Source organism: Rubritepida flocculans DSM 14296 (assembly GCF_000425365.1).
Lineage (GTDB): Bacteria > Pseudomonadota > Alphaproteobacteria > Acetobacterales > Acetobacteraceae > Roseococcus > Roseococcus flocculans.
The window spans coordinates 1-13,027 of the sequence record NZ_AUDH01000044.1 but is presented as its reverse complement, the minus strand read 5'-3'; the positions used below and the strand labels follow the sequence as shown (position 1 = coordinate 13,027).

The 13,027-nt window shown below is 70.1% G+C and carries 15 protein-coding genes; 3 read left to right on the top strand and 12 right to left on the bottom strand.

From position 1 onward, the window contains the following. The 11 genes from H596_RS0117940 to H596_RS0117890 all read right to left on the bottom strand — a co-directional run. A partial coding sequence (locus H596_RS0117940) for a VapE domain-containing protein (RefSeq protein WP_027286049.1) occupies positions 1–2,018 on the bottom strand: 2,018 nt, incomplete at its 3' end. After that, positions 2,015–3,340 (bottom strand): ATP-dependent DNA helicase, encoded by a 1,326-nt coding sequence (locus H596_RS0117935; protein WP_027286048.1) that lies wholly within the window; start codon positions 3,338–3,340, stop codon positions 2,015–2,017. The genes H596_RS0117940 and H596_RS0117935, both read right to left, overlap by 4 nt. Further along, the gene (locus H596_RS0117930) at positions 3,337–4,119 is read right to left on the bottom strand and encodes a hypothetical protein (RefSeq protein ID WP_027286047.1); all 783 of its coding nucleotides are present in this window, start codon (positions 4,117–4,119) and stop codon (positions 3,337–3,339) included. The genes H596_RS0117935 and H596_RS0117930 overlap by 4 nt, the downstream gene beginning before the upstream one ends. 1 nt (position 4,120) lies before the next feature. Next, positions 4,121–4,501 carry a DUF6511 domain-containing protein gene (locus H596_RS22315; RefSeq protein ID WP_037301970.1) on the bottom strand — a complete coding sequence of 127 codons (381 nt, stop codon included), beginning with the start codon at positions 4,499–4,501 and terminating at the stop codon, positions 4,121–4,123. Between the two features lie 82 nt (positions 4,502–4,583). Next, positions 4,584–5,303, bottom strand: coding sequence for a hypothetical protein (locus H596_RS0117920; RefSeq protein ID WP_245584066.1), 720 nt, complete (start codon positions 5,301–5,303; stop codon positions 4,584–4,586). 15 nt (positions 5,304–5,318) lie between these two features. After that, positions 5,319–6,155, bottom strand: coding sequence for an ATP-binding protein (locus H596_RS0117915; RefSeq protein ID WP_027286044.1), 837 nt, complete (start codon positions 6,153–6,155; stop codon positions 5,319–5,321). Then, positions 6,155–6,646 carry a hypothetical protein gene (locus H596_RS0117910; RefSeq protein ID WP_027286043.1) on the bottom strand — a complete coding sequence of 164 codons (492 nt, stop codon included), beginning with the start codon at positions 6,644–6,646 and terminating at the stop codon, positions 6,155–6,157. The genes H596_RS0117915 and H596_RS0117910 overlap by 1 nt, the downstream gene beginning before the upstream one ends. Then, positions 6,646–6,987, bottom strand: coding sequence for a hypothetical protein (locus H596_RS0117905; protein WP_245584065.1), 342 nt, complete (start codon positions 6,985–6,987; stop codon positions 6,646–6,648). Before H596_RS0117905 ends, H596_RS0117910 begins: the two co-directional genes overlap by 1 nt. Before the next feature lie 33 nt (positions 6,988–7,020). Continuing rightward, positions 7,021–7,584, bottom strand: a complete 564-nt coding sequence (locus H596_RS0117900; protein WP_051213368.1) for a sigma factor — start codon at positions 7,582–7,584, stop codon at positions 7,021–7,023. 112 nt (positions 7,585–7,696) lie between these two features. Continuing rightward, entirely contained in the window at positions 7,697–8,665 is a 969-nt protein-coding gene (locus tag H596_RS0117895; RefSeq protein WP_027286040.1) for a winged helix-turn-helix domain-containing protein, read from the bottom strand. Next, positions 8,625–9,857, bottom strand: coding sequence for a hypothetical protein (locus tag H596_RS0117890; protein WP_027286039.1), 1,233 nt, complete (start codon positions 9,855–9,857; stop codon positions 8,625–8,627). The genes H596_RS0117895 and H596_RS0117890 overlap by 41 nt, the downstream gene beginning before the upstream one ends. 328 nt (positions 9,858–10,185) lie before the next feature. Here H596_RS0117890 and H596_RS0117885 point away from each other — a divergent pair, with 328 nt between their 5' ends. The 3 genes from H596_RS0117885 to H596_RS0117875 are packed head-to-tail and all read left to right on the top strand — an operon-like array spanning position 10,186 to position 12,448. Continuing rightward, positions 10,186–10,704, top strand: coding sequence for a DUF2924 domain-containing protein (locus H596_RS0117885; RefSeq protein ID WP_084602985.1), 519 nt, complete (start codon positions 10,186–10,188; stop codon positions 10,702–10,704). Beyond that, a complete protein-coding gene (locus H596_RS0117880) occupies positions 10,701–12,053 on the top strand; it encodes a recombinase family protein (protein ID WP_037301969.1) in 1,353 nt (450 codons plus the stop codon). The genes H596_RS0117885 and H596_RS0117880 overlap by 4 nt, the downstream gene beginning before the upstream one ends. Further along, entirely contained in the window at positions 12,050–12,448 is a 399-nt protein-coding gene (locus H596_RS0117875; protein ID WP_027286036.1) for a hypothetical protein, read from the top strand. Before H596_RS0117880 ends, H596_RS0117875 begins: the two co-directional genes overlap by 4 nt. Positions 12,449–12,698: 250 nt before the next feature. Here the strand turns inward: H596_RS0117875 and H596_RS0117870 are convergent. Continuing rightward, on the bottom strand, positions 12,699–13,027 hold a 329-nt coding region (locus tag H596_RS0117870; protein WP_027286035.1), incomplete at its 5' end, for an IS630 family transposase.

Below are 13,027 nucleotides of genomic sequence, written 5' to 3'. Positions count from 1 at the left end.
ACGGTGACGACGTAGCGCTCGTAGGGCGGCCGGTAGCGGTCCGTGGTGCGGCTCAGGAACGCCTTGATGCGCGACACGTCCGCCTGGCCGATGGCGTCGAGCTCCGCCATCTCGATGATCCAGATGCCGCGCATCTGCTGCGCCGCGTCCTTCGAGCCGAGTTCGGCGAGCTCGTCGGTGAACCAGGGCTCGGAGGCCAGCACTTTCAGAGCAGTCGACTTCCGGATGCCCTGCGGCCCTTCCAGGATCAGCATGTGGTCGGCCTTGCAGCCGGGCTGCATGATCCGCGCCACGGCGGAGACCATCCACAGCGCGGCCATGCTCCGGTGGAGCGGCGTGTCCTCGGCGCCGAGATAGGCGACGGCCCAGGTGTCGAGGCGCGGCGTGCCGTCCCAGGCCAGCGCTTCGAGGTAGTCGCGTACCGGGTGGATGCGGATGTTGCGCGACACGGCGACGACGCTGCGGCCGACCACCACTGGCGGGACATTGATCTCGTGCCGCTGCAGCCATTCGGCGCAGCGCACGTCGTCGGCCTCGCCCCAGGGCCGGGGGTGCACCGTGCCTGCCGGATCCCAGGGCAGCGCCCGGGCGACAATGATCTCCTGGCTGAATTCGTCGAACATGAGCGCGCCGGTGAAGGCGGCGTCGAGCGACAGCGCCGTGATGACGTTGGCCTCGTTGCGCTCCGGCGCACCGCCGGCGTCGATCCGCAGCAGCGAGGCCCAGGGGGGCCGGACAGGTGCGCGGCGGACGTCGCCGGTCGCGTTCACGCGTCGGCGGAGCTCGACCAGCTGCTTCTCCAGGATGGAGACGGCGATCCCCGTGGCGATCTTCACCGCGGCGAGGACCTGGCGCTCCGGGAGTGGGTCGAGCCGCGCCAGGGCCAGCCGGCCCAGCAGCTCGGCGAGCGGCTCGGAGTCAGGCGGGCGGGTGAGGCCGGAGGCGGCGGTGAGCAGATCTTCCACTGTCGCGGGCGCCGCCGCGGTGGCAGGCGCTTTCGGCTCCGTGCCAGCCGCCTGCTCGTAGTCGGCGGCGGTCGCCCCGCGCCGCAGGTCGTTGTTGAAATCGTCGCCATGCAGCGGAGCGACGATGCGCGAGGGGATGTCCGCGACGTTCAGCCGGTCCGCCAGCGTCGCCGCGGCCTGCATGCCGGCGTGTCCGGCATCGGCGAAAATGGTGACGTGGGTGGTGCCATCCGGCCACTGCCAGCGCCGCAGCCCGTCGGCCGAGAGCGCCGCCATAACGGGGACGTCGAACAGGGCCATGGCGGCGAGCGCGGTCTCGATCCCCTCCGCCACGCCGATCCGCCCGTCCTCGCGTGCGGGCGCGAGCCGCACCGCGCCGCCGGCGACAGGCCCGAGCATCTTCTTCCCGGGCGGCGCCTTCCCGGAGCCGTCGTCCAGCAGGTAGGTGCGGTGGATGCCGCCCGTGGGCGCCCCCGCGGCGTCGCGGACGATGGCGACCATCCCGGGCCAGCCGCGCCGGCTCTCGAAGTCGGCGAGGTCGGGGTGGAACATCAGGTCGGAGCTGTCGGGCGGGGCAAGCCCGCGTCCGCGGAGGTAGGCCTCGGCGGGCGAGCCAGCGAGCGGGATGCAGCCGGCCAGGATGCGCGCGATCTCGTGGCTGTGGTCCGCGCGCGGCTCGGCAGTGCGTACAGGCGGTGCAAGACAGTCCATGCGCGCCAGCCGCGCCGCCTCGTCGAACAGGCGGGGCTCGGGTGTGCCGGTCGCGTGGTAGACCATGTCGATCGGTCCGGCGCTCTCGCCGGTGGCGTGGTCGAATCCCCACCCCGCGAAGCGCCCCTCCAGGTGGATCACGCAGGAGCCCTCGCCGCGGGGCGCGCGACCCGAGAGATCCGCGCAGCGCAGCGTGCGGCCGTCCGGGGCGCGCCGGGCGTTCGGGAACAGCGCCGGCAGCCACTCCTTCGCGGTGTCCGCGAGCCGCCGCCGCACCTCCGCCAGGTCGTGCCGGACCGGCGCCAGGCCCGCGTCGTTCAGGTCGATCGGGGCCGTGGTCATGCCAGGATCACCAGCCCCTGCTCGGCGCGCGTGATGACGGTGTAGAGCCAGCGGCGCCGGTCGAGCTCGGTCCGCCCGAGCCCGTCATCCCAGACGACCACGTTCTCCCATTGCGAGCCCTGCGATTTGTGTCCGGTGATGGCCCAGCCGAAGGTCGCCTCGGTCAGCCCCTTCTTCAGCTTCCAGTCGCGGTCGTGGCGACCCTTGTCGAAGGCGACGTGGTCCTCGAAGTGGCCCTTGTAGATGCGGAGACGCCCGCGGCTGCCATCTGCCTGGGGGGCGCCGATCCGGTTGCCGTCCTCGTCCATCACCACTGCCGAGAGGTAGTGGCTCCCCTCGTCGACGATGTCGGAGAGGGTTAGGAACATGCCGTTGATGAGGCCAAGATCGTTCTGGTTCTTGAGGCAGATGATCTTCTCGCCCGGGCCCGTGGGCAGCCATCCGCCGGCCCCGAAGCCGGCTGCGCGGCGCATGGCGTTGTTGAGCTGCAGCCGGGTCGCGTTCATGCCGCAGATCACCTGGCCGCCGCGCAGCGCCTGCTCCGGCGTGACGTCGAGCTTCCGCATCTTCCAGACGTGGTCGTCGTAGCGCCCGAAGCCGATCGGCTCGCCCTGCCGGGCCATGGTGGCGAGGCGGATGATGGCGCTCTCCGCCGCGTGGCGGTGGATCTCCGTCAGCATGATGTCGGGCGCGTCCTTGGTGAACGCGCCTTCGCCCTGGATCGGCGGCAGCTGGCCGGGGTCTCCGAGCACGAGGATCGGCTTGCCGAAGCTCAGGAGATCGCGCGCCATCTCCTCGCCGACCATGGAGACCTCGTCGAGCACGATCAGCTTCGCGTGCGCGGCGTCGCTCTTGGGGTTCAGCGCGAAGCGCGGGCGCTTCATGTCGGCGACGCCCTGACGCATCGCCTCGATCGTCGCCTCGGCGGTGGTGCGCTCAAAGCCTGTCAGCCCCCGCGCCCGTGCCACCGCCTCCTCGATTTTCTTCTCGGCGGCCTCGACCTCCTCCTCCGTCGCCTCGATGACAGAGTAGATGAGGCTGTGGATGGTGCGCGCGGGCGTGCCCTTGCGTCGCAGCACCAGCGCGGCCTTGCCGGTGAAGGTGGCGGTGACGACGCCGGGCGTGCAGGGCTCGCCGTCCCCGCCGCCACGGTGGTGCTCGAGGCCGAGCTCGTCCAGCGCGAAGCGCAGCACGGTAGACTTGCCGGTGCCGGCATAGCCGAACAGCCGGAACACCTGCTTGCGGTCGGCTTCGCTCTGGAACCAGTGCTTGATCGCGGCGATCGCCCGGTGCTGCGTGTCGGAGGGCGTGATGTCGCTCATGCAGGCGTCTCCCAGCAGCGCGTGGCGTAGGGACACTGGCGGCACAGATAGAAGTCGGCGGCCTGCGCGATGCGCGGCGGCAGCTCGCCGGCATCGGCGGCGCGGAGGATCTCGACGGCGTGGTCCGACAGCCGCTGCGCCTCCGCCGCATCGAACGGCACGGCCTCGTGGTGCAGGGCGAGCGTGTCGCGGTTCAGCGCGGTGAGCAGCGCCACCTCGAGCTGGAGGTAGGCCATGTAGAGCTGCACCTGCGCGAAGTAGATCGGCTTCGAGAGGCGCAGCCCGCGCTTGACCAGGTCGCTCCAGGACTTTTGGCCGAGCGCCTTGTGTTCCCACAGTGCAGGCCAGCCGATGCCGACCTCGGGACCACCGACGATCACACCATCGGCGTGGCCGCGCAGCTTTCCGCCCGCCGCGACGAAGCCGATCTGGCCGCCATCCGACCCACGGTCGCGCAGGTCGAAGCCGGCGAGCCGGAGCCAGCGAATAGACAGCGCCTCGAACTGGTGGCCGGCGTCGAAGACCCGCAGGATGTCGGCGTCGAAGTCGCGGTCCTTCGGCGCGTGGGTGATCTCGTAGACCACCTTGCGGGCGCAGGGTTCGCCGACGCGGCTGCCACCGAGATAGTCGCGCGGCGTCTGCCGGCGATGCCGCGCGAGCAGCGCGGCGTCGATCGCGGCGTTCACGCGCGCCGTCACGGCGACGGCGCCTTCGCGGCCATGGTCGAGGCGCCCATAGACCGCGCCGGAGCCGTGGTTCAGGTCGAGCAGCACCGTCACCTCAGAAGGGAATGGGGTCGTCGAGCGGATCGCGCTCGGCGGCCTGGCGCTGCATCGAGGCCTGGAAGCCGTCGACGCAGGCCTCGATGATGCGGTCGATCTCCGCCGCGCTGCGGTCGTGGAAGGGGGCGAGCAGCCCGAGCTCCTGCAGCACCTCGGCAAGGGGCCGGCGCGCGTCCTTGATCGCGCGCGTCTCCATCGGCGTCTTGTCGATCACGCCGGTGGACCTCCGCGCCAGAGCGCTGCCCGCCTCGCAGCACGCCATGCTGCAGAAGCGGTGGTGCGGGAACTCGCCGAAGCGCAGCCCGTGCACATAGCCGAAGCCCTTCGCCTCGCGGCCGCACAGCCCACAGACCAGGCGCCGGACCTGATCGCCGGGCATGCAGCGCGGCAGGGATGCCGGCGCTGCGGCGGGCGCTGCCCGCGCCCGGGACTGGCCCCAGCGGCGTCGTGCCATCCCGCCATCAACCGTTCAGCCAGGTCGGGCCGCCGGCGAGCGGGGCCTGGGCGGGCGGAGCGGGGGGCTGGGCGCGCGGCGTCGCAGCGGGGCGCTCCCAGACCCGGGCCGCAGGCGCGGCGGACGCCGGCGCCGCGGTGCCACCCCAGGCCGACGGGGTGTTGCCGGCCGCCGGCGCACGCGGCGCGCGCTGGCTCGGCTGCGGCGGGAGCGCCTCGCCCGCCATGATGCGCGCGTATTCCGGCTCGCCCGGCAGCACCACCCGCTCGATCCGGTTGTTGTCGCCATAGCGGGGATCGTTGGCCGGCTCGACGCGGAGCTTCGCGGCGAAGGTGATGCCGCTGAGGTCGGCGAGGCCGCGCAGGATCCGCTTGGCCTTCGCCGCCTCGCTCATGTCGTGCGGGTCGAGACCGAGCGCGCTGTCGATCATCGCCCGGAACATCCCCTTCGAGATCTTCCAACCGATGGAGACCCCCTGCTCGTCGACCTTGCCGCCGGCGACGGTGAAGCTCTGCCAGAGCTTCCGCTTGCTGTGCGGTCCCGCCACCACGGTGAACTCGCAGTCGAGCATGCGCACGTCGCTGCCGGGGGTCTTCGCCGCCTTGAGCAGTTCCCGGTCGAAGGGGCTGGCGCCGTCGATGCCGCCCTTGCGGATCTCCATGCGCAGCTTCACGAAGCTGCCGTCCGGGATGAGGTCGGTGCCGCGCGGCAGCTCGGCGTCGTTCATGTCGAAAGTCATGCGTCAGCTCCTGGGCGCGAGGTTGATCTTGCGGAGAAGGGCGGCGAGGTCGGGCGGCTCGGTCTCGTCGAGGCGGCCCGAGCGGTCCTTGGCCGGCAGGCCGAAGGCGTTGCCGGTGCGGCAGACCACGCGGCGCTCGGTGCCGCGCTCCGGGTCGTGCACCAGCGCGCCCTGCGCATCGCGCGAGAACAGCGCCATCGACACCACCTGGTCGACGATGCCGGGGAGCTCGCGGCCGGCCTTGCCGCCCTCCATCTGCGGCTGCCAGGAGACGCGGCCGAACTCGTCGGTCACGCGCTCCAGGATGCCGACCATGATCAGGCTCTTGCCCGGGGCGTGCTGCAGGTGCTTCAGCAGCCCGATCACCTCGCGCGCCATCAGGCCGTAGGCACCACGCGTGTCGGGCTTGCCGGTGCGGTCGGAGAAGGCCTCCGGCCGGGTCTTCGCCCACGCCATCGCCTGCCGGGTCAGGTCGGTGATGCTGTCGAGAAAGACGATGCTCTTGCCGGCGAGCAGCCGGACCAGGTCGGGATGCGCGGCGACCAGATGCTGGTGGTGCGCGGCGGAGAAGAACCCGTTCGGATCGGCGGCCGGGTTCACGCCGCCGATCAGGCAGGCGAGGTCGATCGCATCCTCGAAGCAGCGCACGGGGATGCTGTCCCCGGGCCAGTCCTGGACGGACTTCAGGCCGGCCTCGAGGTCGATGCACAGCGTGGCCTCGGCAGGCAGGGTCCTGAGCAGGCTGGTCTTGCCGACCCCGCTCGGGCCGAAGAGCGCCATGGTGGTCTTGTTGGCGGCGGTGGAGAGACGTTCGTCGGCGGTGACGATGCGCAGCGGCATCAGGCGCCTCCCGCCTTGAGGGCGAGCCGGAAGCTCTGCCGGCCGGTGCGCACCGTGCGCGCCGGCTCGAAGGCCTGGCGGATGCGCTCCGGCCAGGCGACGTAGGCGCGCTCCGGCACCTTGAAGCTGACCTCGAGGTACTCGCCGGGATCCTCGCCGCCGGCGCGGATCTGCGCGGCGAGGTCGGCGAGGCGGCGCTGGTCCCAATCGACGCGCTTCGGGAGCTCGGCGGTGACCTCGACCTCGCCGTCCTGGAAGCGCACCGTGCCGGTGTCCTTACCGGCGGCGGCGCGCGCGGCGATGGCCCGCTGCTCGTAGCGCAGCGCGATGGCGGCCTCGATCCAGTCCTGCATGCGCTTGGCGGCCTCGACCGCCTCGCGCGCTTCGGCCTGGAGGAGGGCGAGGTGCTCGGCCGGCAGCGCGATGATGTCGCCCACCGGCAGGTGGCGCAGGCTCTCCAGGCTTGGGCGGTTGGTGCGGAGCGCGTCCATCACGCCGCCTCCGCGAGCAGCATCGGCAGGATGGCCGACGCGGGGCGGCGCGGGCGGCGGCGGGCCACGAGGATGTACTCGTAATCCTCGTAGCCGTGGCGGCGCTGCACGATATCTGCGAGCCCGAGCTCGGCCAGCTTCCAGGCGCGGGCGGCCAGGCGCTGCAGCGCCGTGCGCTCCTGCTCGGGCAGGCACTGCAGCTGCGGGCAAACCTGCCGGGCGAGAGCGCCACGATGATAGGTGAGGCGGTCGCCGGGAGCCGCGGTGCCCAGCCAGATGCAGAGCGACGCTTCGGTGAGAGGCCTCGCCGCCGCGCGCATGTCGGGGGTGTTGGTGTCCATGATCATGATTACCGAGGCTGCTGTGGTTCTGTTTCAGGCCGCCGGGGCGATGCCGGCGGCGCAGAGCCGCAACCGCATCTCGCGCACGCGCCGGAAGGCGGTGGTGCGTGACAGGCCGGCGTGACGCGCAGGATCGACGTCGCCACGCGCCAGGGCGGCGCAGAGGGGCGCATCCTCCTCGGTCAGCACGTCCGCGACCCGCTCGAGGTCGATGCGCCGATTCACGTCGGCGAAGGCGTCGGTCTGCTGGCCCATCCACGCGCCGTAGCCGTCCGCCTCCGACAGCAAGGCGCCGACCGTGGCGCTGCCCTCCGGCAGCGGGTCATCCAGGGAAGTGGGGTGATGAAGTGTCCGGTACCGCTGGGTGCGATGCGCCAGCAGGGCGGCATGGTGCCGGAAGCAGGTGAGCGCGAATGCGCCCAGCTGGCCCTGGCCTGGGTTGAAGCTTGGCAAGCGGGCGAGCAGGTCGGTCAGGAGGTTCTGGGCGAAATCCTCGGCGTCATGCGCGGGCAGCCGGAGGCGGCGGCACAGGCCGCGCGCCATGCGCACGGCCATACGGTGCAGGGGTTCGAATTCGGCGAAGGTGAGCGAGGGCATCGGCGGCTCCGGCTGGTCGTTAATGACCAGCCGAACCTGCCGGGGATGCTCTCCCACAGGGGTGGGACGGCTGTGGGAGAGGTGTGGGAACGGCCCTCGCCGAGCCCGCCGCTTACTCCACCACCGCCACGGTGAGCGGAGGGAGATTGATCGCGTAGCCGGTCGTCGTGTGGGTGGTGATCAGCTGCGCAACCTCTTCGGCATCGCCAAAGGCCCGCTTCAGCTGCCGGCGGGTCTCGGACACCAGGTCGCGGACTGCGCCTTCGGCCGTGCTCGGCGTGAAGATTTCGTCCAGGAGGGCGTGCCGGCTGACGATCGGCTTTCCGCGCCGGTGCTGCCGCGCGAGGATGTGGAGCAGCTGGAACGGCCGCGGCGGCAGTGTCGCGGCCTTCCCGCCGATGAGGACCGTGCGCGTCCCGACGGTGAGCACGAGGCTGTATCGGCCGGCGCGCCCATCTGGCAGCCGGGCGACATCCAGTGCCAGGGGGAGATCACCCACTGGCGGCAGAAGGGCGTGGATCGGCTGAACATGATGGATGTTCTGTTCGGCCAGGTTGCCGCGCATCAGCGTGGGCAGTTCTGGCCCGACCAGGATGACTGTGCCTTCCTTGTGGGCGAGGCGAATCGCGCCGACCAGCCCTGGCTGCCGGATGCCAATGCGGGTGGGTGCGGCCACGATGATCCGCCCGTCCGCAAGCATGCCGAGGCTCCACAGCCCTGGCGCGATCTGGTCCGGACGGCCCAATCCCATGGCCTCAGCCACGCCTTCCATGAAGGCCGACAGGACCACGTTGAAGCCGCGCACCTCGTCCGCGCGCAGGCGCTCATCCCTTCGGCGATCGCCGGCGCATTTGGCGGTGGCGATATCGCCGTCCCACACGATTGCACGTTCATCAGCGCCGCAGTCGCAGTCGTCGCAGACAGCCCAGGACGCCTCGCGCCCACGATGCACGAGGATACCGAGCTGGATGAGGCGCTCGAAGGCAGCCTCCTCCTCCGCACCATGCTGCCGGCCGAGCATGACGACCGGCTCGCCGGCCTCACTCAGCCGCCAGAGCTGGTACGATAGGCCGCCGGTCATTCGTCAGCGCGTTCAGCTTGAGCAATGCCATGACCAGCTTCTTGTGCCGGACCCTGGGAAAGGTGACCGATCCGGGCGGCTTGATCGTGACGCTGATCGTCGGCGCGCGGCCGCTCGGCGTCTTCAGGACGATGCGCGCGATGATGTGGTCGAGGCGCCACAAATTGTCGCCGTAGCTGATGTCGGTCCGGCTCTCATGCAGACGGCGCAGCGCGCTACCCTCGGAGTCTTTCACCCGCACCGAGAACAGGGTCTTCTCGCGGCCGGTCCGGACATTGGTGGCGACGCGGTTGGCCTGCGCTTCCGTGATTTCGACCCGCTCGATCTGGTCCAGGTCACCGACACGGAAGGTGAAGGTGCCATGCGACTTCTCTGCCGGGGCCAGCGTGTAGAGGTTCTGCGAGCTGGCTGCCTTAAACACGCCGGGGCGCCCGAGAATCTCGGTAGCGAATGCTTCTGCCAGGTCGGCACGGCGCTTCTTCGCGCAGCCCCAAACCGTGAGGCGCCCCGTCGCCTCGACGAAGGAGATCACCGCGGTGTCGACTTCCTGGAAGCCGATGACCTCGTCCTCGTCGCCGCGAATGACCTCGGTCGAAACCGGCGGCGCCCCATGGCGGACTGCGATGCACAGCTCGCCATCATCGACATAGTCGCGGACGCGGCAGAACTTCCCGCGTAGGTCGGCGGCGAAGATGCCGGAGGCGCGGACGCGAAGGGCTTCCAGCGTTTCCTTGGTGACGCTGGCCGCAAGCCCATCCTCGCCCGCATCGAACTCGGTGACGCTGGGGGGCGCGATGAAGACGGAGGTGTGCTCCGCCTCCTTGAAGACGTCCGGGAACTCGACGAAGGCGACGAGGGCGTAGTCGCGCGGCGTCGCGGTCGGACACTCCGCCGGGTCGATGATCACGACCCCCTGACGCTCCGCCTCCTCCTGCAGCAGTCGCATCCCGGTCGGGCTGTCGAGTCGGACGATGCGATGCAGGTCTTGGATCAGGCCCTCCGGGTAGGAGTCCTTCGAGCCGAGCAGGTACTCGGTGATCCGCTTCCGCCCCTCCACCTCATCGGCGAGCAGAGCTTCCAGGTCGAGGCCCTTGATGCCTGCCCGATGCTGGGTGAGCAGCTTGCCCAGAACTTCCCAGTCCACGGTCTTGAGGAACCGCTGGTTGGCGAACTTGGTGAAGTCCTTCTGCACGTGACGTCCCTGTAATGTGGACCATATCAGGTACATGATTCGGCATGCCGGTGTCGAATCTAATCTGCAGCCCTCGGCGGAACACGTGGGCTGCAGCCCAGGTAATCATGGGGATGGCGCCCCCCTCCTACCTCCCCAGTAACTCGCATCTCCCACCCCACCTCCGCGAGGTCTGCGACCTGCTGGCGCGCGGCCTGCTGCGGCTCAGGAGCCGAGCTGCAGGGGATCTTGCCCGAGACGCCGAAGATGCCCGCGGGTCCGGAGACATTCGCCTACACTCCGCCGCCGGGCAGCGCCGTCATGCGAACCCCAAGAGAGAGGGAGTCGCATGACCCGACGATCCGCAACCCAACGCCGGCAGCTGTCTGCAGCGCCGCCGGCGCCCACCGTCCCGAAGATCCCGCCCGCTCAGGTACTGCCGCGCCTGGCGGCGCTGCAGACCGCCACGGCCGCCGAGCTGAAGGAGCAGTGGCGGGCGCTGTTCGGCAGGGAGCCACCGCCCTTCAACCGGCCCTACCTGGTCAGTCGGCTGGCCTACCGCATCCAGGAACTGGCCTATGGCGGGCTGAAGCCGGAGACGCGGGCGCGGCTTGAGGCGCTCGGTGAGCAGCTCGATGGCGGGAACGTGGTGCTGCGCAGAATCCGTGCCGACAGCCGGCCGCTGCCAGGCACGCAGCTCATCCGCGAGTACGACGGCGTGCAGCATGTCGTCACCGTCCGGGCCGACGACTTCGAGTACGAGGGCCGGCCCTATCGTTCGCTCTCTGCGATCGCCCGGCACATCACCGGCACGCGCTGGAACGGCTGGGTGTTCTTCGGGCTGCGCCAGCCGGGAGGTGGCGCATGAAGACGCGCGCCCCCGCCGGCGCGGCGATGCCGGCCACCGCGAAGAAGCTGCGCTGCGCGGTCTACACGCGCAAGTCCACGGACGAGGGGTTGGACAAGGAGTTCAACACCCTCGACGCCCAGCGCGAGGCTTGCGAGGCGTATGTCGCCAGCCAGCGCGCCGAAGGCTGGGTGCTGGTGCGCGACCGCTACGATGACGGCGGGTTCTCCGGCGGCACGCTGGAACGCCCGGCGCTGCAGCGCCTGCTGGCCGACATCGAGCAGGGCCTGGTCGACGTGATCGTCGTGTACAAGATCGATCGCCTGTCCCGCTCGCTGATGGACTTCGCCAAGCTGGTCGAGACCTTCGAGGCGCATGGCGTCACCTTCGTCTCGGTGACGCAGTCGTTCAACACGACGACCAGCATGGGGCGGCTGACGCTGAACATCCTGCTCAGCTTCGCTCAGTTTGAGCGCGAGGTGATCGGCGAGCGCATCCGGGACAAGGTCGCTGCCTCGAAGGCGCGGGGCATGTGGATGGGCGGCAAGGTGCCGCTCGGCTACGACGTCGCCAACCGCAAGCTGGTGGTGAATGAAGCCGAGGCCGCACGGGTGCGGCGGGTGTTCGAGCTGTTCGTCGAGACGGGCTCGGGCGTTGAGACGGTGCGCCGCCTGCAGGCCGAGGGCATCACCAGCAAGTCCGGCAAGCTGCTGGACAAGGGCGACGTCTACAAGGCGCTGAACCTGCGGACCTACATCGGCGAGGTCACGCACAAGGGCAACATCTACCGCGGCGAGCACCAGGCGATCGTGCCGCGGGATCTGTGGGAGAGGGCGCACTCCATCCTGCAGGTCAGCCCGCGGAGCCGTGCCGCGCAGAACAGGCAGCATGCGCCGGCGCTGCTGAAGGGGCTGATCTACGGCGTGGACGGGCGGGCGCTGTCGCCGACCTACTGCGTGAAGAAGGGGCGGCAGTATCGGTACTATGTCGCGCAGGCGGTGCTGCGCAATGCCGACTCCCAGGGTTCCGATATCGTGCGCCGCGTATCGGCGGCGGAGATCGAGGCCGCGGTGGTGGACCAGGTCCGCGCCCTGCTGCGCCAGCCCGAGGTGGTGGTCGGCACCTGGCTCGCGGCGCGGGCGGAGGCGCCGGACGTGAAGGAGGGTGAAGTCCGTGAGGCCCTAGCCCGGCTCGACCCGCTATGGGGCGAGCTCTTCCCGGCCGAGCAGGCACGCATCGTCCGAGCTCTGGTGGAGCGGGTGGTGGTCGGGCCCGCCGGTGCTGACATCCGCCTCCGCGTGGAGGGGCTGGCCGGCCTCGTCCGAGACCTCACCGCGATTGCGCCCAGAGCGCCGAAGGTGGCGGCATGATGCAGGCGACCAGCATCACGGTCCGGGTGCCACTAACCATCCGGCGCCGGCCGGGGCGGAAGACGGTGGTGGCGCCGGTGCGGGACGGCGGCGAGACGGCCCTCCCGACGCGGGCTGACCCGGCGCTGGTTAAGGCGCTGGCCCGGGCGTTCCGGTACCAGCGCCTGCTGGACGAGGGGCGCTACGCGTCGATCAGCGAGATGGCCGCGGCGGAGCGAATCGAGCGTGGATACCTCGGGTCGCTCTTGCGGCTGACTCTGCTGGCACCCGACATCGTCGAGGCGGTCCTGGACGGGTGGCAGCCGGAGAGGGTGACCCTACCGCGGCTGTTGGAGCCGTTTCCGAGCGCCTGGGCGTCGCAATGGGACGAGTTGAACAGCGGAAGCGTACCCTGAACTGCAAGGACTCGGCCGCAGCCACTGGACCTCCTTCATCGTGCAGGCACAGCCATGAAGAATCTGGCCCATATTCCATCTCTCCAAGCCGGGGAGAAGAGCGCGCTATCAAGCCCGGCACCAAACATCCCAGAAAACCCGGACAACGTTCGATGCGGTTACGGTGACGCCGGCCCTTTTCGTGGGGTGTCCGGGAAGGGCCTTCTGAAGGTTGTTTCACAAAACAAGCCATCATATATATTATGACAGCCTAGTGGAGCGATTCCAGCAGACGTTTCCCGCGCTGGTGCTTGCCGATGATGGTGTCGGCGGGCGCGGTCCAGCGGAAGGGCTTCGGGTCGGCGTTGTGGGCGTCGAGGTAGTCGCGGATGGCTTGGTTCAGCTCAATGACGGAGCGGAAGACGCCGCGCTTGAGGCGCCGCTTGGTCAGGGTGGCGAACAGGCCCTCAACGGCGTTGATCCAGGAGGCAGATGTCGGCGTGAAGTGGACGTGGAAGCGCGGGTGCCGGGCCAGCCATCGCTTCACCGCCTCGGTCTTGTGGGCGGCGTAGTTGTCGAGGATCAGGTGCAGTTCGAGTT